At 67.8% G+C, this 20,990-nt stretch carries 16 protein-coding genes and 1 tRNA gene; 15 read left to right on the top strand and 2 right to left on the bottom strand.

What is annotated here, in order from left to right; translation table 11 throughout:
- Window positions 1–2,727 (top strand): AAA family ATPase, encoded by a 2,727-nt coding sequence (locus BN3906_RS01330; RefSeq protein WP_066583153.1) that lies wholly within the window; start codon window positions 1–3, stop codon window positions 2,725–2,727.
- A gap of 158 nt (window positions 2,728–2,885) precedes the next feature.
- Here the strand turns inward: BN3906_RS01330 and BN3906_RS01325 are convergent.
- Window positions 2,886–2,958, bottom strand: a tRNA-Arg gene (locus BN3906_RS01325).
- 157 nt (window positions 2,959–3,115) lie between these two features.
- On the opposite strand from BN3906_RS01325, the gene argS reads away from it, so the two are divergent.
- From argS to thrB, 4 genes are all read left to right on the top strand, one after another.
- Window positions 3,116–4,792, top strand: a complete 1,677-nt coding sequence (argS, locus tag BN3906_RS01320; RefSeq protein ID WP_066583151.1) for an arginine--tRNA ligase — start codon at window positions 3,116–3,118, stop codon at window positions 4,790–4,792.
- Complete coding sequence (lysA, locus tag BN3906_RS01315) at window positions 4,789–6,210, top strand: diaminopimelate decarboxylase (protein ID WP_390620311.1); 1,422 nt, start codon at window positions 4,789–4,791, stop codon at window positions 6,208–6,210. The genes argS and lysA overlap by 4 nt, the downstream gene beginning before the upstream one ends.
- A 121-nt stretch (window positions 6,211–6,331) precedes the next feature.
- Window positions 6,332–7,654 carry a homoserine dehydrogenase gene (locus BN3906_RS01310; RefSeq protein ID WP_066583147.1) on the top strand — a complete coding sequence of 441 codons (1,323 nt, stop codon included), beginning with the start codon at window positions 6,332–6,334 and terminating at the stop codon, window positions 7,652–7,654.
- Window positions 7,654–8,607: a homoserine kinase gene (gene thrB / locus BN3906_RS01305; RefSeq protein WP_066583145.1), complete on the top strand. Its 954-nt coding sequence runs from the start codon at window positions 7,654–7,656 to the stop codon at window positions 8,605–8,607. The genes BN3906_RS01310 and thrB overlap by 1 nt, the downstream gene beginning before the upstream one ends.
- A gap of 36 nt (window positions 8,608–8,643) precedes the next feature.
- Here the strand turns inward: thrB and BN3906_RS01300 are convergent, their stop codons facing one another.
- Window positions 8,644–10,389, bottom strand: a complete 1,746-nt coding sequence (locus BN3906_RS01300; RefSeq protein ID WP_066585763.1) for a long-chain fatty-acid--CoA ligase — start codon at window positions 10,387–10,389, stop codon at window positions 8,644–8,646.
- Between the two features lie 413 nt (window positions 10,390–10,802).
- Between BN3906_RS01300 and rho the strand changes: the two genes are divergently transcribed.
- From rho to BN3906_RS01250, 10 genes are all read left to right on the top strand, one after another.
- The gene (rho, locus tag BN3906_RS01295; RefSeq protein WP_066583144.1) at window positions 10,803–12,818 is read left to right on the top strand and encodes a transcription termination factor Rho; all 2,016 of its coding nucleotides are present in this window, start codon (window positions 10,803–10,805) and stop codon (window positions 12,816–12,818) included.
- Window positions 12,811–13,905 carry a peptide chain release factor 1 gene (gene prfA / locus BN3906_RS01290; protein ID WP_066583143.1) on the top strand — a complete coding sequence of 365 codons (1,095 nt, stop codon included), beginning with the start codon at window positions 12,811–12,813 and terminating at the stop codon, window positions 13,903–13,905. Before rho ends, prfA begins: the two co-directional genes overlap by 8 nt.
- Before the next feature lie 8 nt (window positions 13,906–13,913).
- Window positions 13,914–15,029, top strand: a complete 1,116-nt coding sequence (locus tag BN3906_RS01285) for a N5-glutamine methyltransferase family protein (protein WP_187119875.1) — start codon at window positions 13,914–13,916, stop codon at window positions 15,027–15,029.
- Between the two features lie 50 nt (window positions 15,030–15,079).
- Complete coding sequence (locus BN3906_RS01280) at window positions 15,080–15,760, top strand: L-threonylcarbamoyladenylate synthase (RefSeq protein ID WP_066583140.1); 681 nt, start codon at window positions 15,080–15,082, stop codon at window positions 15,758–15,760.
- Between the two features lie 245 nt (window positions 15,761–16,005).
- Window positions 16,006–17,325, top strand: coding sequence for an MraY family glycosyltransferase (locus BN3906_RS01275; RefSeq protein WP_261796800.1), 1,320 nt, complete (start codon window positions 16,006–16,008; stop codon window positions 17,323–17,325).
- A gap of 134 nt (window positions 17,326–17,459) precedes the next feature.
- Window positions 17,460–17,882 carry a Cg1360 family ATP-synthase-associated protein gene (locus BN3906_RS01270; protein WP_066585758.1) on the top strand — a complete coding sequence of 141 codons (423 nt, stop codon included), beginning with the start codon at window positions 17,460–17,462 and terminating at the stop codon, window positions 17,880–17,882.
- 445 nt (window positions 17,883–18,327) lie between these two features.
- Window positions 18,328–19,152 carry a F0F1 ATP synthase subunit A gene (gene atpB / locus BN3906_RS01265; protein ID WP_066585754.1) on the top strand — a complete coding sequence of 275 codons (825 nt, stop codon included), beginning with the start codon at window positions 18,328–18,330 and terminating at the stop codon, window positions 19,150–19,152.
- Window positions 19,153–19,254: 102 nt separating this feature from the next.
- Complete coding sequence (locus tag BN3906_RS01260; RefSeq protein ID WP_066583137.1) at window positions 19,255–19,497, top strand: ATP synthase F0 subunit C; 243 nt, start codon at window positions 19,255–19,257, stop codon at window positions 19,495–19,497.
- Window positions 19,498–19,587: 90 nt separating this feature from the next.
- Complete coding sequence (locus BN3906_RS01255; RefSeq protein WP_066583134.1) at window positions 19,588–20,157, top strand: F0F1 ATP synthase subunit B; 570 nt, start codon at window positions 19,588–19,590, stop codon at window positions 20,155–20,157.
- Window positions 20,158–20,162: 5 nt separating this feature from the next.
- Window positions 20,163–20,981, top strand: coding sequence for a F0F1 ATP synthase subunit delta (locus BN3906_RS01250; RefSeq protein ID WP_066583132.1), 819 nt, complete (start codon window positions 20,163–20,165; stop codon window positions 20,979–20,981).
- Window positions 20,982–20,990: the final 9 nt, after the last annotated feature.

Below are 20,990 nucleotides of genomic sequence, written 5' to 3'. Positions count from 1 at the left end.
ATGCTGACAGTGCACTCACTGACTCTCGACCATGTGGCGGGGGTGGACCACGCCCACGTCGAGCTGCCGGACACCGGTGTCGTGGTCATCCACGGCCCCAACGAGTCGGGGAAGTCGACACTGCTCACGGCGTTCCGGCTGCTGCTCGACGATGTCGGGGTCAGCTCCCGTGCCGCACGGGTCCGGGCGTTGAAGAGCGTGACCGTCGACGAACCGACCACCGTGTCCGCGGACCTCACCGTCGCAGGACACCGGTTGACCGTCCTGAAGAGTTTCAACAGGGGAGGAGGGCGCTGTGAACTCACCGTCCGGTCCCCCCGGCCCGAGAGCCTCACCGGCCGCCGTGCGGAGGAGAGGTTCGCAGAGCTGCTCGCACAGGGAGTCGACACCGGCCTCACCGACGCCCTGGTGATCGAACAGGGGAAAGGCCTGGACATTCTTGCGGCGGCGGGAATCCGCAGCCTGGAACAGGCACTGGGGGCCGAAGTCACCTCTGACGACGGCATCCCGGCAGGTGACGGTGGCAGGGCAGGTGAGCTCATCGACCGGATCCGCGCGGAGTACGCACGGTACCGGACACCGGGAGGACGCCCTGCCAGGGAACTGTCCGCTGCCGTGGCAGCTTTCGAAGATGCCGGGGCCGCCTACACCGCAGCAGAGGAACGTTGCAACCGGGCCCGGAATCTCACCGTGGAGCTGGAACGGCTCAACACGGAGAAAGCCGCCGTGCTCACCGAGGAACCCACTGCGGTCGAGGAGGCCACCGCCGCAGCGCAGGCGCTGGCCGAGGGGAAGGCGGCGATGTCCGAACTGGACCGGTACTCCGCCGCGGTGACCGTTGCCCGGGGAGCACGTGACCTGGCGGCACAACGCCTCGCCGCGAGGGAGGCCAGGGTCAGGGACGTCAGGGAGGCGGAGGAGACGGTGAACGCCCTGGCCGGGCGGGTGGACGAGCTTGCAGGCTACGCCGAGGAGGAGAAGACCGCCGCCGATTCTCTCGGAGCTGCGCTGACGGCCGCGCGGGTGCGCTCCAGGGTCGCCGCAGCATGGGCGGCGTGGCTGAAGGCGGTCGGAGTCAGAGAGGAGATCCGCACCCGGATCGGAGAGCTCGCCGACCGTACGACCCGGGCGGAGGAGGTGGCCCGTAGGATCCGGGAGATCGGTGAGACGGTGAAGGACAATCCGGTCACTGACACGGTGCTGGAGAACCTGCGGACCGCGGACGCCGAGTTGCGTCAGGCCGTCACCGTCCGTGACGCGGTGGCCACCACCGTTGTCGTCAACGGCCCGAAGGAGGGGACCGTGACCGTCGACGGGACTTCGAGGTCTCTCCCGGACGGCGCCGTCACACTGCACGCCACAGGACGCCGAGACATCGGGGTCGGTGACTACACCGTGAGCGTGATTCCCGCGCGGGATGTCCACGAGGTCGGTGAGGATGTCGACCGGGCGGAGGAGGAACTCTCCCGGCTGCTCGCAGAGGCTGGAGTGTCCGACGTCGCGGAGGCCGAGGACATGGCCGGTCGGCGGCGGCGTGCCACCGAAGAGCACCGTGAGGCGTCGCTGCGACTCGCCCAGGTCACCGGAGGCATGTCCGTCACGGACCTGCGGGAGGCGCTTGCCCAGGAGAAGCTCAGGGAGTCGGAGTCGACAGGCGGGATCGACAGTCTGCTCGCCAGGGTCCGTGACGAGGACCCCGACGGGACGGTGACTCTGCCCGGGGTACCCGACGGTGACCCGGAGACTGCCGCACCGCAGGTGACCGCGACCGTCGCCGGGCTGGAGACCGTGGCGGAATCGTCGGCGAAGGAGGTCGAGGACCTCCGGGAGGAACTCGACCGGGTCACCCGCTCCGGGGCGGGGGTACGTCTGGAGGCGGCGAGGGCGGAACTGGGGCGCGCACGTGAGAACCTCCGGCGCCTCTCCGAGACCCTGGAGGTGGAGCGGGAGCAGATCGGGGACACGGTCCTGTACAAGGAGGCGGAGGACGCCGGACGTGACCTCACCTCCGCGGAGGAGGCACTGGCTCTGGCGAAGAAGCGGGTGGGGGACGTGGACACGGACACTCTCGCGGCACTCGCGGACGGAGCAGCTGCACGTGTACGCAGGCTGCGTGAAAGAGCCGGGGAGATCGGTCACGCGGTGTCGCGGGTCACAGGCGCGCTGGGCCAGCATGCCGGGGCGGCCGAGGCGGTGGAGACGACACGCGCCGAACTGGAGCGTGCGCGACGCCGCCTCCGTCAGGTCGAACGTCGTGCAGAGGCAGCGGCCCTGCTGTACCAGGAGGTCAGGAAGGAACTGGTGGCGGCCAGACAGCGTTACCAGGCTCCCCTGAGGGAGGCTGTGGAACGGCTGGCCAGGACCCTGTACGGTGCACCGGCGGGCATCGACTTCGGCGATGACCTCGGTGTCACGGCCCGCACCCTGGACGGGACCACTCTCGACACCGGGCGGCTGTCCGGTGGCGCCCGGGAACAGCTTGCTGTCCTCACCCGACTGGCGGTGGCCGATCTGGTCGGTGGAGGTGACGGGGTGCCGGTGATCATCGACGACGCCCTCGGATTCTCCGACAGGGGAAGAGCAGGCAGGATGAACGTGGTGCTCGACAAGCTCGGCAAAAACCATCAGATCGTTGTCCTGACCTGTGACGTCAACAGGTTCGACAGTGTGCCCGGGGCCAGTTTCGTGCCGATGGAGCAGGTCCTGCAGGGGAAGGGGATCCACTGACCGCCCGCCTGACCGTGGACCGTTTCTGAGGTGGACGGTCCCTGCGACACGCTCGGTGGTCACGGTGGTTACGGTGGTCACCGATGGTCACTGTGGTCACTGTGGATGCAGCGGACACGGAAAAACCCCGGCGCAGATGCGCCGGGGTTTTCAGCATGTGCCCCCGAGACGATTCGAACGTCCGACCGCTGGTACCGGAAACCAGTGCTCTATCCCCTGAGCTACGGAGGCAATGACGATGACTATAGCACCGCCGGGTACGCGTCCCGCAAACCGCCTGTACGACACGTCTGTCATTATCCCGGCTCCGGTCCGTCCTCCTGTTCACTGCCCGGTTCACACCGGTCGCGTACGGTCCGGTCGAGCTGCGTTGGTATTCTCGTCCACTGTGACTCCAGCAGACCTTTCCGTCCTCATCGCCGCCGCCGCGCGCACGGTGCTCACCGACCACGGGCGTGACGCGACCGTCGTCCCGGACCGGGCTGTCGTCGAACGTCCCCGTAACCCGGAGCACGGCGACTACTCGACCAACATCGCCCTGCAGACCGCGAAGAAGGCCGGTGCAGCTCCCCGGGAGCTCGCGACCTGGCTCGCGGAAGCGTTGGAGAGGACCGACGGTGTGGCCGCGGCAGAGGTGGCGGGGCCCGGTTTCATCAACATCAGGCTCGCCGCCGATGCGCAGGGCAGACTGGTCACCGACATCCTCGCCGCGGGCACGGGGTACGGCAGGGGGGAGGAGTACTCCGGGCAGCGGATCAACCTGGAGTTCGTGTCCGCCAATCCGACAGGGCCGATCCACCTGGGCGGGACCCGGTGGGCTGCTGTCGGGGACTCCCTTGGCAGGGTGCTGACGGCACGCGGTGCCCAGGTCACCCGTGAGTACTACTTCAACGACCACGGAACGCAGATCGACCGGTTCGCGCGGTCCCTCGTCGCCGCTGCCGAGGGCCGCCCGGCCCCGGAGGACGGGTACGGCGGAGACTACATCGCCGACATCGCCGCACAGGTCGCCGAAGCTCACCCGGACTGGTCGTCGCACTCTGCAGAGGAGATCCAGGAACTGTTCCGTGCGCAGGGCGTCGAGCTGATGTTCGCGCACATCAAGCGCACCCTGTCGGAGTTCGGCACCGAGTTCGACGTCTACTTCCACGAGAACTCCCTGTTCGAGTCCGGGGCGGTCGACCGGGCGATCGCCACCCTGAAGGACAACGGCAACCTCTACGAGGCTGACGGTGCCTGGTGGCTGAGGAGCACGGACTTCGGGGACGACAAGGACCGGGTGGTCATCAAGTCCGACGGGAACGCCGCCTACATCGCCGGCGACATCGCCTACATCGCCGACAAGATCGCCCGCGGCCACGACCTTTGCATCTACATGCTCGGGGCCGACCACCACGGGTACATCGCCCGTCTGAAGGCAGCTGCCGCTGCACTGGGCTACGACCCTGACCGGATCGAGGTCCTCATCGGCCAGATGGTCAACCTGGTGCGTGACGGCCACGCGGTGCGTATGTCCAAGCGCGCCGGGACCGTCATCACCCTCGACGACCTCGTCGAGGCGATCGGGGTGGACGCGGCGAGGTACGCACTTATCCGCTCCTCCGTCGACTCCTCCCTCGACATCGACATGGACCTGTGGACCAGCCGGAGCAACGACAATCCGGTCTTCTACGTCCAGTACGCGCACGCCCGCCTGTGCTCCCTGGCACGCAGGGCGTCGGAGAACGGGGTGGAGCTTCCGGAGAACCTGTCGGACCTGGACCTCGGCACTCTGACACACGAGCGCGAAGGGGACCTCATCCGTACCCTCGGCGAGTTCCCCTCGGTGCTGGCCACCGCTGCGGAACTGCGGGAACCCCACCGTGTCGCCCGGTACGCCGAGCACCTCGCGGGTACGTTCCACCGTTTCTACGATTCCTGCCAGGTCCTGCCCCGGAGCGGGGAGCCTTCGGGGGAGGACGCCGCCCCCGTCTTCCGTGCTCGTCTCGCCCTGGCCGCCGCCACCCGGGTCGTGCTGTCCAATGCCCTGGGACTGCTGGGCGTCTCGGCCCCTGAGAGGATGTGACCGTGGACCCTGAAGTGCACCTTCCCCCGGTCCCTCTGCGACGCCGCACCGAGACCCTCGAGGACTTCAACACCCTGCCGTCCCACGTCTTCCCGGCGTCCGCGCGGGTCAACGCGTACGGTGAACTGGAACTGGGCGGGATACCCGTGTCCGGTCTGGTCTCCAGGTACGGCACACCGGTCTTCGTCATGGACGAGGGGGACTTCCGCTCCCGGTGCCGGCGTATGGCCGCGGCCTTCGGCGGGGGTGGTCACGTCCACTACGCGTCCAAGGCGTTCCTGTCTGTGACGGTGGCCCGGTGGGTGGCGGAGGAGGGCCTCGCCCTCGACGTCGCCAGTCAGGGTGAGCTGGAGGTCGCCCTGGCTGCAGACTTCCCGCCGGACCGGATCACAGTCCACGGCAACAACAAGTCGGTTCCTTTCCTGGAACTTGCGGTGCGGGCCGGGGTGGAACTGATCGTCATCGACTCGGCCGAGGAGATCGTGCGCCTGTCCCGCGTGGCCGGGGAGCTGGGCGTCACCCAGGATGTGCTGGTGCGCGTCAAGCCGGGCGTGCATGTCGACACCCACGAGTTCATCGCCACCAGTCATGAGGACCAGAAGTTCGGCTTCTCTCTCGCCTCCGGATCTGCCGGCCGTGCCGCACTGACGGTCGTCGACACTCCGGGTATGAGGCTGCGTGGCCTGCACTGCCATGTGGGGTCGCAGGTCTTCGACGCGGACGGTTTCGGACTGGCCGCCGACCGGCTTCTCGGACTGTGGGCCCGCCTGCTCGACGAGATGGGGGAGGGCACCGTCGAGGCGGCTGCCCTCGACATCCTCGACCTGGGCGGCGGTTACGGTATCGCCTACACTCCCGACCAGGAGGAGCTAGACGTGGAGACCGTTGCCGCAGATCTGCTGCGCCGCGTGCGTCAGGCGGCGGCGGAGCGGGGGTTGGACGCCCCGGTGCTCAACGTGGAGCCGGGCCGTGCCATCGCCGGTCCGTCCATGGTGACCCTGTACACGGTGGGCACCGTCAAGGACGTGCACACCTCGGACGACACGGTGCGCCGGTACATTTCGGTGGACGGCGGTATGAGCGACAACATCCGTCCTGCGTTGTACCAGGCGGAGTACGACTGTCGGCTGGCGAACCGCCGGGCGTCGGGTGTGCCCGTGCCCACCCGGGTCGTCGGCAGTCACTGCGAGTCCGGGGACATCCTGGTCAATGACGCGCTGATGCCCGACGACATCGCGGACGGGGACATCCTGGCGGTGCCGGCGACCGGCGCATACTGCTACATGATGTCCTCGCACTACAACATGATGCCGAGACCGCCGGTGGTGGTCGTCGGCGGGGGGAGCTCCCGGGTGATGATCCGCAGGGAGACCGTGGCGGACATCCTGTCGCTGGAGAACACCGGGGACCACGCCTGACGGGCCGCCGTCACCGGCGCCGGTCACCGGTCGCTGTGACCGGTCCCGGAGACCTCCGCCGACGAGGTGTCGCCTATCATCGTCAGGAAACCACCCGCAACCACAGATCACGGGAAGAGATATGGCTGAACAGAACACGGATTCCACCGGGGTCCCCACCGTCGGTGTCGCCCTGCTCGGAATGGGCACGGTAGGCAGGGAGGTGCTCCGCATCCTCGGCCAGGCGGAGTCGGACTTCACCGCACGTATCGGAGGACGGCTCGAGGTCCGGGGGATCGCCGTCTCCGACCTGTCCAAGCCCCGCGAGGGCGTGGACGCGTCCCTGCTCACCGATGACGCACTCAGCCTGGTCCGGCGCGATGACATCGATCTGGTGATCGAGGTCATCGGGGGTATCGACTACCCGCGCACTGTGGTCCTCAACGCGCTCAGGGCGGGGAAGTCCGTGGTGACGGCGAACAAGGCGCTGGTCGCCGCGCACGCCATCGAGCTCTCGGACGCCGCGGACTCCTCCGGGGCGGACCTGTTCTTCGAGGCTGCGGTCGCCGCCGCCATCCCGGTGGTCGGTCCGCTGCGCCGCTCGTTGGCGGGTGACAAGGTCAACACCGTGATGGGGATCGTCAACGGCACCACCAACTTCATCCTCGACGCGATGGACAAGAGGGGGGCGTCCTACGACGAGATGCTCGCCGAAGCCACGGCGCTGGGGTACGCCGAGGCGGACCCGTCGGCGGACGTCGACGGATTTGACGCGGCGAGCAAGGCGGCCATCCTCGCCTCCCTGGCCTTCCATTCCCCGGTGTCTTTCGACGACGTCCACTGTGAGGGCATCCGGAACATCACCGCCGAGGACATCCGGGCGGCGAAGGCGGCCGGGTGCACCATCAAGCTGCTCGCCATCTGCGAGAGGCTCGTCGACGGTCAGGGCGGGGAGTCGGTCTCTGCCAGGGTCTACCCGGCTCTGGTGCCGCTGACCCACCCGTTGGCGACGGTCTCCGACTCCTTCAACGCCATCTTCGTCGTGGCCGAGTACGCGGGCCGGCTGATGTTCTACGGCAACGGTGCAGGCGGGGCTCCGACGGCCTCGGCGGTGCTCGGCGATGTCGTGGCCGCGGCCCGCAATGTGGTGCACGGTGGCCGGGCACCGGGGATGTCCACGTACGCGAACCTGCCGGTCGCCGACTTCGGTGAGGTGCGTACTCGTTACCACGTCGACATGAAGGTGCAGGACCGTCCCGGGGTGCTCGCGGAGGTGGCCTCGACCTTCTCCGCCCACGGCGTGTCGATCAAGACGGTCCGTCAGGAGGAGGACTCCGACGGGGCGCGACTCGTCGTCATCACCCACCATGCCGCTGAGAAGGATCTCGAGGACACGGTCGAGGCGTTGAAGAAACTCGATGCGGTGAAGAACGTCCGCAGTGTGCTCAGGATGGAAGGGAACTGATGTCCGGGGTCCCCGTGGGTCGTACCGTGAGGGTGAGGGTTCCGGCGTCCACCGCCAACCTGGGGCCGGGGTTCGACACCCTCGGTCTGGCCGTGGACTTCACCGACGTCGTCGAGATCGAGGCCACGGACTCCGGGCTCGAGGTCCTCGTCGAGGGCGAGGGCAGGGGGGAGGTTCCCCTGGACGAACGTCATCTTGTGGTCCGTGCCGTCCGAGCCGGTCTGAGGGAGGCGGACGCCGAGGTCCGCGGCCTGAAGGTCACCTGCCACAATGTGATCCCCCATTCGCGGGGGCTCGGTTCCTCGGCTGCGGCTGCGGTCGCGGGGGTGGTGGCGGCGTCGGCGCTGGCCGGCGACCCGACGCCGGACAGGCCGACAGGGGCCCTCGACGACGCCACGGTCATCCAGCTCGCGGCGTCCTTTGAAGGGCATCCGGACAATGCGGCGGCGAGCGTGCTCGGTGGCGGGGTCGTCTCGTGGACCAACATTCCCGTCGACGGTCGCAGTGCCCCGGAGTACCGTGCCGTCGGCGTGCCGGTGCACGCATCGGTGCGGGCGACCGCGCTGATCCCCGATTTCCACGCCTCGACTGAGGCGGTGCGTCGCGTGCTGCCCAGTGATGTCTCCCATGTCGACGCCAGGTTCAACGTGTCGCGTGCGGCCCTGCTGCCGGTGGCGTTGTCAAGGCACCCTGAGCTGCTGTGGGAGGCGACCAGGGACCGGCTGCACCAGCCCTACCGTGCGGAGGTGCTGCCGGTGTCCTCTGAATGGGTCAACAGGCTCCGCAACCTGGGCTACCCGGCGTTCCTGTCCGGGGCCGGTCCCACGGTGATGGTGCTGTCGACCCGCCCGGTCGAGCCCGCCCTGCTCGATGAGGCACGTGCCCGTGGACTGAGGGTCCTGGAGACTGTCGCGGGTGGCCGGGTGACGGCAGAAGTGGTCCGTCCGGCCTGAAGATGGCAGGCCTGAAGAGGGCCGTCCTGAAGAGGGTCAGCGTGGCAGCCGGATGACGTGGTACTCCCCGAGGTGGAGTCGTACCCGCATGTCCTTCTTGTCGAACTTTCCCACCGAGGTGTGGTCGAGGGAGTCGACGAAGGTCCAGTATTCGGGCACCATCCACCGCGGTGCCCGGGTGGCGACCTCGGCGGCGATCTCACCGGCGGTGGTGCGGTCACGGGGTATCCCCGGGACCACCACGACGACTGCCAACGGCCGCTCACCCCAGTCAGGGTCGGGCATCCCTATGACCGCCGCCTCCGCCACGACAGGGGAGGCCATCACGAGGTTCTCGAGCATGGCCGAGTAGATCCACTCACCACCGGAACGGATGATGTCCGTCTGACGGTCGTGGACGGTGAGGAAGCCGTCGCGGGTGATCGTGCCGACGTCGCCGGTCCTCAGCCACCCGTCGGAGGTGAAACGGTCGGTGGCGTCCTCCACGGGTTCACCACGGAATCGGGTGGTCGCCCCGTCGCCGTCCTCTGACGGCGAATGGAAGTACGCACCGGTCACCGAGTTCCCGCGGACCTGGATTTCGCCGCTGGAGCGGTCGTTGGCTGTCAACGGCACGCCGTCCTCGTCGACGACCCGGAACTGCATGCCGACGGGGAAGCGTCCCTGGCTCTCGCGGTAGGTCTGCCGTGCCGCACCCCCGACTCCGGCCGGCGGACGGGCGACGGTGCCGATCGGCCCGGTCTCGGTCATCCCCCAGACGTGGGTGATGTCGACGCCGAAGCGCTCCTCCCAGGCGTTGATCAGTGCAGGGGGGACAGTGGACCCGCCGGAGATGATCTCGCGCAGGCTCATCTTCGCCGGCGGATTGTGTTCGAAGTGGGCCAGCAGCTGGTTCCACACGGTGGGCGCACCGTGGGCGCGCAGCGGCAGGGCGTCCTCGATGACATAGGCGAGATGCCCGGGGGAGGAGTCACCTCCCGGCAGCACGAGCCGGGTCCCCGCCATCATCGCGGCAACCGGGACACCCCAGCTGAGCACGTGGAAAACCGGGACGACGCAGAGGAACCTCTCACCGTTGCGGACCGCGAGTGAATCGACCGAACGGATCGCCATCGCATGGGTCCACACCGACCGGTGGGAATAGACGACCCCTTTGGGCGCACCGCTGGTGCCCGTCGAATAGCACAGGGCCACCGGGGCGGTCTCGGGAAGTTCAGGCCAGGGGTAGCGGGTCGGTCGACCGTCGAGGCAGGCTTCGTAGCCCAGCACCTCTGTCCCGTCCGGGACGGCGGACGCCACGGCCCGGACGTCGTCGTCGTCCCCGGTGACGAGCAGGGTGCCGACCCCGGGGCACTGGGGGAGGAGGGGAAGCAGGACATCGGCGTACTCGGGGTCGAGGACGATGACCCGGTCGTCGGCGTGGTTGACCACGTGCACGATCTGGTCACCCATGAGGTAGGGGTTGAGCGGCTGGAACACCGCCCCCATCGATCCCGCCCCGAACAGGACCTCCAGGTGCTCGGCGGTGTTGGGCATCATGGTCGCGACCCGGTGCCCGGTCTTCACCCCGAGGCCTGCAAGGGCATGGGCCAGTGCGGCGGCACGGGAACCCAGCGCCGCGAAAGTGTACTGCTCGGAACTCATGCCGCGGTAGGTGGTCACGGTCGAGGCGGCGTGGACGCGGCGTCCGTACTCCAGGACGGTGGCCAGGGAGTAGGGGATGACCTGCATGGTCGAGGCGACGGGGGCAGGTTCCGGACGCACCGGCTGATTCTGTGACATGTCCTCCATAGGCTTCGAGGATAGGCCTGCCCGCACACTCCGAGGACAGGCATGCCCGCGGACGCGGGGAGGGGGCGGGATTGGTGGTGGACACGGGTGAGGGTGGTAGTGTGATCGCTGAGAATCGTTCACTGCCGTCGCCGTCGTCCACGGTCTGCCGCGCAGTGTCCGGTCATCCGGACTCCCGGGCCGGCCGGGTGAGCGTCACTGCACACCCGTACCTGCAGACCCCGGCGTCCGATCCTCACATTCCGACGACTCAACGAGAGCACGTCGCCCCCCGGTCCACCACCGGGACACGGTTCTGCGTAATCCGCAGTCCCGGTCCGGTAGGACGCTCCCGGTCACCCGCTGCACACGGTGTACGGCCACCGAAGTTATTCCATCCCGGGGGGTGGACCGAAAGGACACCTGTGACTTTGACTGACATCGTCTCCAGGGCACAGAACGACGGCCTCGCCAGCCTCAAGCTGACGGAGCTGAAGCAGATCGCAGCCTCCCGGGGCCTCCGTGGCACTTCGGGACTGCGCAAGGGGGAACTCATCGACGCGATCACCACCGCCGGTCTCGGGGACGGGAGGGGGAACGCCTCCTCAGAGAAGAGGAGGCAGAAGACGTCGGAGGATCCGCAGTCCACCCGGGCCGACCGCCCGGCGGGAATCTCGACGGACGGTCAGGTGGACAGGCATACGGACAGTCAGGCGGACGGTCCGGCGCACGGGCAGGCGGAAGGTCCGGAGGGCAGCCCTACGGGCAGTCACGAGGGCAGGGACGTCACTGCGGGACAGGACGCGGACAGCGGCAGAGACCGTCAGGAGTCCCTGGACGGGGACCGGGCTGAGAAGAACAGCGGACGTCGTGAGCGGGAGAACCGGGAGAACCGTGACGACCGGGAGAACCGTGACGACCGGGACCGTCGCGGGGGCAGGGACGAGCAGGACCGCGACGACCGCGACAGTCGTGACGACCGCGACAGTTCAGGTGACGGGGAGGGTGGAGGACGCCGCAGTCGCCGTAACCGGCGTAACAGGCGCAACCGCGGTCGCGACGACCACCAGAGTCAGCAGGGGGACAATGCCCAGAACGGGGGTGGGCGGTCCGACCGGGACCGAAACGGAGACCGCTCACGCGGGGGGAACGACAACTCCGGCAGCCGCTCCGACCGCAGCAGCCGTCGGGAACGCAACCGTAACCGGGAAGACCGCAACAACGGGCAGAACAGCGGCCAGTCAGGTAGCCAGTCCGGGAACCAGGGCGAGCCGCCGACCCCCGTCGCCGGGATCCTCGACTTCGTCGACCCGAACACCGCGTTCATTCGTACGACCGGCTACCATGCGGGTCCCACCGACATCTACGTGCCGATCCAGATGGTCCGGAAGTTCGGGATGCGGCACGGTGACGCGGTGACCGGAACCATCCGCCCGGGGAAGCAGCAGACGGCCAACAACAGTCAGGGCCGCAACCGCAACCGTGGCAGGTACAACCAGCTTCAGAGCGTCGAGACCGTGAACGGTCTGACGCCGGAGGCGGCCGCTCAGCGGCCCCACTTCCACCGGCTGACACCGCTCTACCCCAACCAGCGGCTCCGGTTGGAGACCACGCCGAAGATCCTCACCACCCGTGTGATCGACCTGATCATGCCCATCGGCAAGGGGCAGCGCGCGCTGATCGTCTCTCCTCCCAAGGCAGGTAAGACGACGATCCTGCAGGACATCGCCAACGCAATCGCGACGAACAACCCCGAGTGCCATCTCATGGTCGTACTTGTCGACGAGCGGCCCGAGGAGGTCACCGACATGCAGCGTTCGGTGAAGGGCGAGGTCATCGCCTCGACCTTCGACCGTCCGCCGAACGAGCACACGGCTGTCGCGGAACTCGCGGTCGAGCGTGCGAAGCGGCTTGTCGAGCAGGGGCAGGACGTGGTGATCCTGCTGGACTCCATCACCCGGCTGGGGCGTGCGTACAACAACTCCTCCCCGGCGTCCGGGCGCATCCTGTCCGGTGGTGTGGACTCCAACGCCCTCTACCCGCCCAAGCGTTTCCTCGGTGCGGCCCGCAACATCGAGAACGGCGGTTCCCTGACCATTATCGCCACCGCCATGGTCGAGACCGGGTCGGCCGGTGACACGGTCATCTTCGAGGAGTTCAAGGGCACCGGCAACGCCGAACTGAAACTCGACCGGAAGATCGCGGAACGCAGGCTGTTCCCCGCCGTCGACGTCAACCCGTCCGGCACGCGCAAGGATGAGCTGCTGCTGGGGCCTGAGGAGGCGCGCCTGATGCACAAGCTGCGCCGGATCCTCTCCGCCCTCGATCCTCAGGCTGCGATCGACCTGATGATCAAGCAGCTGCGTAAGACGAAGACCAACGGCGAGTTCATGATGCAGATCGCATCCTCCGCCCCCCTGGCAGGTGAGGACGATGAGTGACCGGACCGGTACCGCCGCGTCGCCGTCGAAGGTCGACGACATTCTCGCGGAGTACCAGGGCCTGGAGATGCAGCTGTCCGATCCGGAGCTGCACAATGACGCTGCGGCGGCCCGCCGGGTCGCCAAGAGGTTCAGTGAGCTCCAGCCGGTCATCCAGACCTACCGGAAGCTGACCCAGGCGCGTGAGGACCACGACGCTGCTGCGGAGATGGCGGGGGAGGACGCCGATTTCGCGGCGGAGGCGGACCGTCTCGCCGTGGAGATCCCGGTCCTCGAGGAGAAGCTCACGGACCTGCTCGCCCCCCGGGACCCCCATGACAGCGATGACGTCGTCATGGAGATCAAGTCCGGGGCGGGTGGCGAGGAGGCGGCCCTGTTCGCCGGCGAACTGGTGCGCATGTACCAGCGTTACGCGGAGAAGCACGGCTTCACCTGCGAGGTCCTGGATGTCAACGAGACTGATCTGGGCGGGGTGAAGGACCTGACCATGTCGATCCGGTCGAAGCACCCGTCCCGGGACGGGGCGTGGAGCGTCTTCAAGTTCGAGGGTGGTGTGCACCGGGTGCAGCGTATCCCGGTCACCGAGTCGCAGGGCAGGATCCAGACCTCGGCCGCCGGTGTCCTGGTGTACCCGGAGCCGGACGAGGTCGAGGACGTCGAGATCGACGACAAGGATCTGCGGGTCGACGTCTACCGGTCCTCCGGAAAGGGCGGTCAGGGTGTCAACACCACCGATTCGGCGGTGCGTATCACCCACCTGCCCACCGGAATTGTGGTGACCTGTCAGAAGGAACGTTCCCAGATCCAGAACAAGGCACGGGCCATGCAGGTGCTGGCGGCCCGCCTCCAGCAGATGAAGGAGGAGGAGGCGGACGCTGCCGCGGCGGAGGGACGCCACGCGCAGATCCGCACTATGGACCGGTCGGAACGTATCCGTACCTACAACTTCCCTGAGTCCAGGGTCTCCGACCACCGGATCGGCTACAAGGCCAACAACCTTGACGCTGTCCTCGACGGTGACCTGGACGCGCTCCTCGCTGCCCTCCACGACGCCGACCGGGCGGCCCGTCTCGGCGCGGAGGACTGACAGGCCAGATGGACACCGGTGAACGCGGCGGTACCGACGGCGGTACAGGCAACACTGCGGGGGCGGCGACGACAGTTTCGGCGGCCCTGCGCGACGCCGTGGCGGTGCTGACCCGTGCAGGGGTGCCCTCGGCCGCCCACGATGCCCGGGAGCTCATGGCCACGGCTCTGGACGCCGTGACATCTTCTCACACCCCCGACCCCCCCGACGGTCCTGACGATCTGCCCCGCAGAGTCACCGCGACTGATCTGATCCTGCATGCGGACGATCCGGTCCCGGCGTCCTTCCCCTCCATGGTCGCGCGGCGTGCAGCCCGTGAACCGCTCCAGTTCATCACCGGCTCGGCACCGGTGGTCGGAGTGGACCTCCGGGTCGGGCCGGGGGTGTTCATCCCGCGGCCCGAGACCGACCTCCTGATCGACTGGGGCGCACGGACCCTGCTGCGCCGTGACACCTGGCGGAGGACGGACGCCCTGCGCCGGTCCCTGGTTCCCGCCAGATACACGGTGGTGGACTTCTGCTCGGGACCGGGGACAGTCAGCCTGGGGTTGGCTCATCTGCTCTCCCGGGCGGGTCTGCCGGACCGTGCCGCGGTGAGGATCGTGGGGATCGAACGGAACCCGACCGCACTGGAGTACGCCCGGCTGAACCTCACCCGGTGGCGTCGGCGCGGCGACATCGACGTCCGCGTCGACGTGGAGTTCGTCCGTGGGGACGCCACGGACCCGCAGCTGGTGACGGCCCTGGGACTGGTGGCCGGTGCTGACCTGGTCCTGGCGAATCCTCCGTATGTCCCGGAGGGTGACCACGGGCAGAATGTCGCGGCGGCGGACCCGGAGGTTGCCGCGGATCCTCCGGACGCCGTCTACTCGGGTGCCGACGGGCTCGGGGTGATGCGTTCCCTGGCGGGGGTCATCTCCCTGACCTGTGCACCGCATTCCCGCGTGGCGGTCGAGCACGACGACTCCACCGGTGCGGAGGTACGGCGCCTGCTGGAGGACGCCGGGATCCGGGACACGGTCCAGCACCGTGATTTCGCAGGCCGGGACCGCTTCGTCTCCGGAGCGGTGGACCGCGATCCGGGGTTCCGGCTCACGGAGCAGGCCGCACAACGGCTACAGTGAGTCACCTGTACATATCTTCGTGACCAGAGCATGTCCAAAGGAGTTCATCGGTGTCGCAGACCTACGACTGCACACGACCGGGTGGTGACGAGGCCGGCCTCGCCGCAGCGCTGAGCGCGGTGAAAGGTGGCCGGTTGGTCGTCATACCGACTGACACGGTGTACGGCATCGGCGCCGACGCCTTCGACAATGACGCCGTCGCCTCGCTGCTCAAGGCCAAGCACCGTGGCCCCGACTACCCGACCCCCGTGGTCGTCGGGTCCTGGGACACGGTGACCGGCCTGGTCCGGGACGCCGACTCCCGCCTCCGGACCCTGGTCGAGGCCTTCTGGCCGGGCGGGCTCACGGTGGTGACCCACCAGGCTCCGAGCCTGCCGTGGAATCTCGGGGACACCAGGGGCACCGTGGCCCTGCGGATGCCGTTGCACCCCCTGGCTGTCGCCCTCCTGCGTCAGACCGGTCCGATGGCTCTGTCGAGTGCCAACGTCCACGGCCGGCCGCCGGCGCTGACCGCGGCCCAGGCCCGGGAGCAGTTGGGCGATTCCGTCTCCGTCTACCTCGACGGTGGTCGGGCGACCGTCGGTACGGCGTCGACGATCATCGATCTTTCCGGACGCCACCCCAGGATTCTGCGCCGGGGTGCCGTCGACCCGGCGAGGATCGCGGAGGTTCTCGAGGTTTCCGAGGAGTCACTGACCGGGGAACCTGCCGAGCCCGGGGCCCGGGGGTAGATCACCGTGACCGAGGTGGCCGGCGTCGGCGTCGGTGCAGGTGGTGGCGGGGGCATCGGCGGGGGGCCGTGGGCCCCCGCGGTGTCCTTTCAACCACTTCATGGTGTTAAACGGAAGCCCCCCCCCCCCCCCCCGGCCCTCCCGGCCTGCCCCCCCGCATCACCCCCACCTGTCTGGTCCCTCCTCCCGGCCGCTCCGGCCCCGCCGTCGGCGTCGGTGCAGGTGGTGGCGGGGGCATCGGCGGGGTGCAGTGGCTCACGGCTGCCGGCAACGCCGGGGTCGGCATCCCCTTCCGGGAGCTTGTCCTGGTACTGCTGATCGCCTGTGTCACCACATATCTGACCACCGGGGTGGCGCGGATGCTCATGGTCCGTTTCGGGCAGATGAGTGCGCCCCGGGCCCGTGACGTGCACACCGTGCCCACCCCACGGCTCGGTGGGGTGGCGATGTTCACCGGACTGGTCGTCGCCGTGGCCGCGGCCGGGCAACTGCCTGCGCTGAACAGGGGTTTTCCGCCGGTGACCCCCGACATGGTGGCAGTGCTCTCCGCGGCGGTGGTCATCGTGGTCGTCGGTGTCATCGACGATCTCTACGACATTTCCTGGGTGGTCAAACTGGGGGGCCAGATCGTCGGTTCCGTGGTGATGAGTCTGTCAGGACTGTCCTGGTACCTGATCTGGGTGCCCCTCGGCGACGGCGGTACCACCCTCATTCTCGACCAGGTCCAGTCCACGATGTTGACCGCGCTGCTGACTGTGGCGATCATCAACGCCATGAACTTCGTCGACGGTCTCGACGGTCTGGCCGCCGGTCTGGGGATGATCGGCGGAGGCACCCTGCTGGTCTACTCGCTGACCATCCTTCACGACCAGGGAGGGACCGTCAGCGCATATCCGCCGGCCATCATCTCCGCTGTCCTGGTGGGGGTGTGCGCCGGCTTCCTGCCCCACAATTTTGCTCCGGCGAGGATCTTCATGGGGGACTCCGGTTCTATGCTGATCGGTCTGCTGCTCGCTGCGGCGTGTGTCTCGGCGTCCGGGAGGATCAACATGGCCCTCTACGGCACTGCCGACGTCGTCGCGTTGCTGTCACCGCTGTTCGTCGTGGCTGCGGCACTGTCCATTCCGCTGCTGGACCTGGTTCTTGCCGTCGTTCGTCGACTGGCGGCGGGCAAGAGTCCCTTCGCCCCGGACAAGAAACACCTGCACCACCGTCTGCTGCGTCTGGGACACAGTCAACGGCAGGTCGTCCTCGTCCTGTATTCGTGGGTGGGTGTCGTGGCCCTCGGCGCGGTGGGGGCCACAGTTTTCCCGCCGGTGGTCGCGGCGGTGCTGTTCGTCGTGGCTTTCGTGGTGGTGGGCGTGGTCACCTGGGTGCCGTTGGTCCGTAACCGGCCACCGCACGGGGGACGGCACCGTAGCGGACAGGGGGGACACTGGGCAGGAGACGCCGGCCCCGGGGGCGGTGCGGCAGGTGGCGCCGTGGAGGCCCCGTCCGCAGGGGGGACGGACAGTCCCGGACCGATTGCGGGCCTGACCGCACCCCGGGATAGTCTGGGCGGGTGAACGAGAGCAGCAACGACAGGCCGGAACACGGTACGCAAGCCGACCCGGACTTCAACCCCGACGCCCAACCCGACGCCAACCCCGACGCCCAGCCGGGAGCGTCCTCTGCCCCGGATCCCGCAGATCTTCCGGACCTGAATGTCTCCGTGGACGGTGACATCACCGACCACCGGCGTCCGCTGCTCCGTGCCGCGAAGCTGGGCGGGGCCGGCATCGCTGTGCTGACAGTGGTGTCTCTGATGGTCTGGGGCGGGACCCGAGGGGCGGAAGGGCTGTGGGGCGTCCTCATCGGTGCCGCGATCGGTGGAGGGTTCGTGCTGGCCACCGTCGGGGTGGTCCTGCTGACAGCGGACAGTACCCCGACGAACACCCTCGTGGTCGTGTTCGGGACCTGGCTGATCAAGATTCTTGTCGTGCTGGTGGTGCTCGCGGTGCTGCGGAGGTTCGACTTCTACGATTCCACGGCGCTGGGCGTGACCACGATTCTCGCCCTCGTCGTCGGCCTGGCGACGGAGACTCTGGGGGTCCTGCGCACCAGGACGACCTACGTCGGGTGAGAAGCGACCCGGGGCAGGGGAGAAGCAGGCCGGTAGAAGCAGGCCGGTGTAAACAGGCCGGGCGAAACAGACACGGACGGGGAGACCTGTGTCCGGACCTGCCTGTGGCATGCAGGGTCGCGGGGGAGGGGGCCGGGCCTTCCGCTGCCACGGGGTGGGTGAGTGGTGTCTCTCCCGCCCCCGAAATCACAGGTCGGTGGCCAGGGGGGTGCCTGTTAGCGTGTGGCAGACGGGGCTGCTATTGTTCATTGCGGGTAATCAGGCGACTGGCCTGGCGCGGCTACGCGGTCAGGGACAGTCCTGGATCTACGCCCCCGGCATCGTGCGGATGTGCGACGGAGTCCACGGTGACCGGGTACCACCTGACGACCTCCATCGCACCGCCTGACGCACAGGTCACGCGGCTCAACCTCGGGAGAGAACGCTGAGCGTTACAACCTTGGCCCTGGAGGGTGAATTCCACACACCCTCACTGGGGCACGAATTCTTCCCGGGTGGAGACAAGGCACCTACCGCAGACGTTCCCGGACGGGAAGGTCTCTGGTTCTACGATTTCGCTGGCGGCTTGTTCGCGCTCGACCGGTTGATGATCATCCGTCTGCTGATGATCGCAGTCCTGGCCGTGTTCTTCATCATCGCGATGCGCAAGCCGAAGCTGATCCCCAGCGGTATCCAGAATGTCGGGGAGTACCTCCTCGATTTCGTCCGGATCTACATCGCCGAGGACATTCTGGGCAAGAAGGAGGGGCGCCGGTTCCTTCCGGTCATCGCCACCATCTTCTTCGTGGTCCTGGTCGGTAACATCCCGTCCGTGGTCCCGTTCCTCAATGTCTCGCCCAACGCCAGGATCGGTATGCCGATCGTTCTGGCTGCTGTGGCGTACATCGCGATGCTCTACGCGGGTATCAAACGCTACGGATTCGGCAAGTTCATGAAGTCCTCGCTGGTCATCCCGAACCTGCCGCCGATTCTCCACGTCCTCGTGGTGCCGATCGAATTCTTCTCCACCTTCGTCCTCCGCCCGGTCACGCTGACCATCCGTCTGATGGCCAACATGCTGGCGGGCCACATCATCCTCGTCCTGCTGTTCTCCGCCACGAACTTCTTCTTCTGGCAGATGAACGGCTGGACCGTCCTCTCTGCGGGCACGCTGGCCTTCGGCCTGGCGTTCATGCTCTTCGAGATGCTGATCATCTTCCTGCAGGCGTACATCTTCAGCCTGCTGGCCGCGGTCTACATCGAGCTCTCGCTGCACGCGGACGAACACTGACGTGGTGCCTTCACGGGCCCCGCGCACAACCCAACCTGACCCCGGTACCGGGCGACAACTCAACAGCACCGGTACGGAATCACGAAAAGGAACGGAAACACAATGAACGAGCTGCTCATCCTGGCTCAGGACGCCACCACCAACTTCGAGGGCCTGGGTACCGTCGGTTACGGTCTCGCAGCCATCGGCCCCGGTATCGGTATCGGCATCGTCGCCGGCAAGACCGCCGAGGCCATGGCACGTCAGCCCGAGATGGCCGGCCAGCTGCGCACCACCATGTTCCTGGGTATCGCCTTCACCGAGGCCCTCGCCCTCATCGGCCTGGTCGCCGGCTTCCTGTTCTAGTGTGTGGCGCCTGCCGGTACCGGCGGGGAGCCGCAGGCACTGACAGGCACGTAAGACACATCACCACGCACAAGAGCGAAAGCTGAGACTATGACGAACTACTTCATTCTCGCCGCGGAGGGGGCCGACGATCCACAGCAGTGGACCGACAGCCCCAATCCGCTGCTGCCTGCGGGCTACGACCTCGTCTGGTCCCTGATCTGCTTCATCATCATCTTCGTGCTGTTCTGGAAGTTCGTCCTTCCGACCTTCAGGCGCGTCCTCACCGAGCGTGAGGAGCAGATCGAAGGTGGCATCCAGCGGGCCGAGGCGGCCCAGGAGGAAGCCAAGGCGGCGCTGGAGAAGTACAACTCCCAGCTCGCCGAGGCCCGCACCGAGGCAGCCCAGATCCGGGACGACGCACGTGCCCAGGGCCAGAAGATCATCGCCGAGGCCAGCGCCAAGGCGGAGGCAGAGGTCAAGCGCAAGAACGCTGACGGCGAGAAGGCTCTTCTCGCCCAGCGCGACGCAGTCGTCGCCGACCTGCGCAAGGACCTGGGAGCGGCGTCCATCAACCTCGCCGAGAAGCTGATCGGCGAAGACCTGTCGGACGACGTCAGGAAGTCCGGAACCATCGACTCCTTCCTCGCTGATCTCGACAGCGTCGGTTCGGGGAAGTGACGCCCGTGCACGCAGCGAGCCGAGCAACCCTGGACCAGCTGTCCGCGAGCCTGGACAGCGTTCTGACCGGGTCGGACGAGGCAGCCGCCGTCGGCGCGCAGACCGGTGCCGACCTTTTCGAGATCGTGGAACTCCTCGACGACAACCGCGACCTGCGCAAGACCCTCGTAGACCAGGGCTACCCGTCCGACCGTCGGGTCGGGCTGGTCGAGACCCTGCTGTCGGGCCAGGTCTCCGCGACCGCCCTGGCGACAGTGTCCGCCGCGGTGCGCTCCACCTGGTCGGACACCCGTGACCTGCGCAACGGTCTGATCGAGCTGGGACGTCGCGCCCTGCTGCGTGCAGCCGCCGCCCAGGGACAGAAGGACCGGGTCGGAAGTGAGCTCTACCAGCTGGCCCGCCTCCTGGAGAAGGAGCCGGAGCTGGAGATGCTTCTCGCAGACCGGCTGGCCTCCTCCGAAGACCGACGTGGTCTGTTCGCGAAGGTCCTGTACGGCAAGGTCAGCTCCATCACCGAGGCGCTCGCGCTTCAGGTGGTGGGCAGACCGTCGGACCGTCCGGTCGAGGGCCTTGACGCGGTGTGCGATTTCGCCGCCGCGCTGGACGGGAAGACTGTCGCCCGCGTGCGCGCCGTCGCACCCCTGTCCGAAGCCCAGTCGCAGGCCCTCGGGCAGAAACTGGAGAAGATCTACGGTTCCGCGATGTCCGTCCATTCCGAGGTTGACGCCAGCCTCCTCGGTGGTGCGGTCATCCGGGTCCGCGACGAGATCATCGACGGCAGCACAGCTGGAAAGCTGGAGAAGCTGCGCCGTAACCTCGCGTAGAGCCTGGAT

The sequence above is a fragment of the Corynebacterium provencense genome, assembly GCA_900049755.1.
Lineage (GTDB): Bacteria > Actinomycetota > Actinomycetes > Mycobacteriales > Mycobacteriaceae > Corynebacterium > Corynebacterium neomassiliense.
The sequence above is the reverse complement of the archived record's forward strand: the minus strand, read 5'-3'. Positions and strand labels throughout refer to the sequence as shown.

What these genes read in the sequence shown, in the direction of transcription:
- BN3906_RS01330 (WP_066583153.1), top strand. Translation starts at nt 1, where the DNA reads ATGCTGACAGTGCACTCACTGACTCTCGACCATGTGGCGGGGGTGGAC.
- BN3906_RS01310 (WP_066583147.1), top strand. Translation starts at nt 6,332, where the DNA reads ATGGCTGAACAGAACACGGATTCCACCGGGGTCCCCACCGTCGGTGTC.
- thrB (WP_066583145.1), top strand. Translation starts at nt 7,654, where the DNA reads ATGTCCGGGGTCCCCGTGGGTCGTACCGTGAGGGTGAGGGTTCCGGCG.
- BN3906_RS01300 (WP_066585763.1), bottom strand. Translation starts at nt 10,389, where the DNA reads ATGTCACAGAATCAGCCGGTGCGTCCGGAACCTGCCCCCGTCGCCTCG.
- prfA (WP_066583143.1), top strand. Translation starts at nt 12,811, where the DNA reads ATGAGTGACCGGACCGGTACCGCCGCGTCGCCGTCGAAGGTCGACGAC.
- BN3906_RS01285 (WP_187119875.1), top strand. Translation starts at nt 13,914, where the DNA reads ATGGACACCGGTGAACGCGGCGGTACCGACGGCGGTACAGGCAACACT.
- BN3906_RS01260 (WP_066583137.1), top strand. Translation starts at nt 19,255, where the DNA reads ATGAACGAGCTGCTCATCCTGGCTCAGGACGCCACCACCAACTTCGAG.
- BN3906_RS01255 (WP_066583134.1), top strand. Translation starts at nt 19,588, where the DNA reads ATGACGAACTACTTCATTCTCGCCGCGGAGGGGGCCGACGATCCACAG.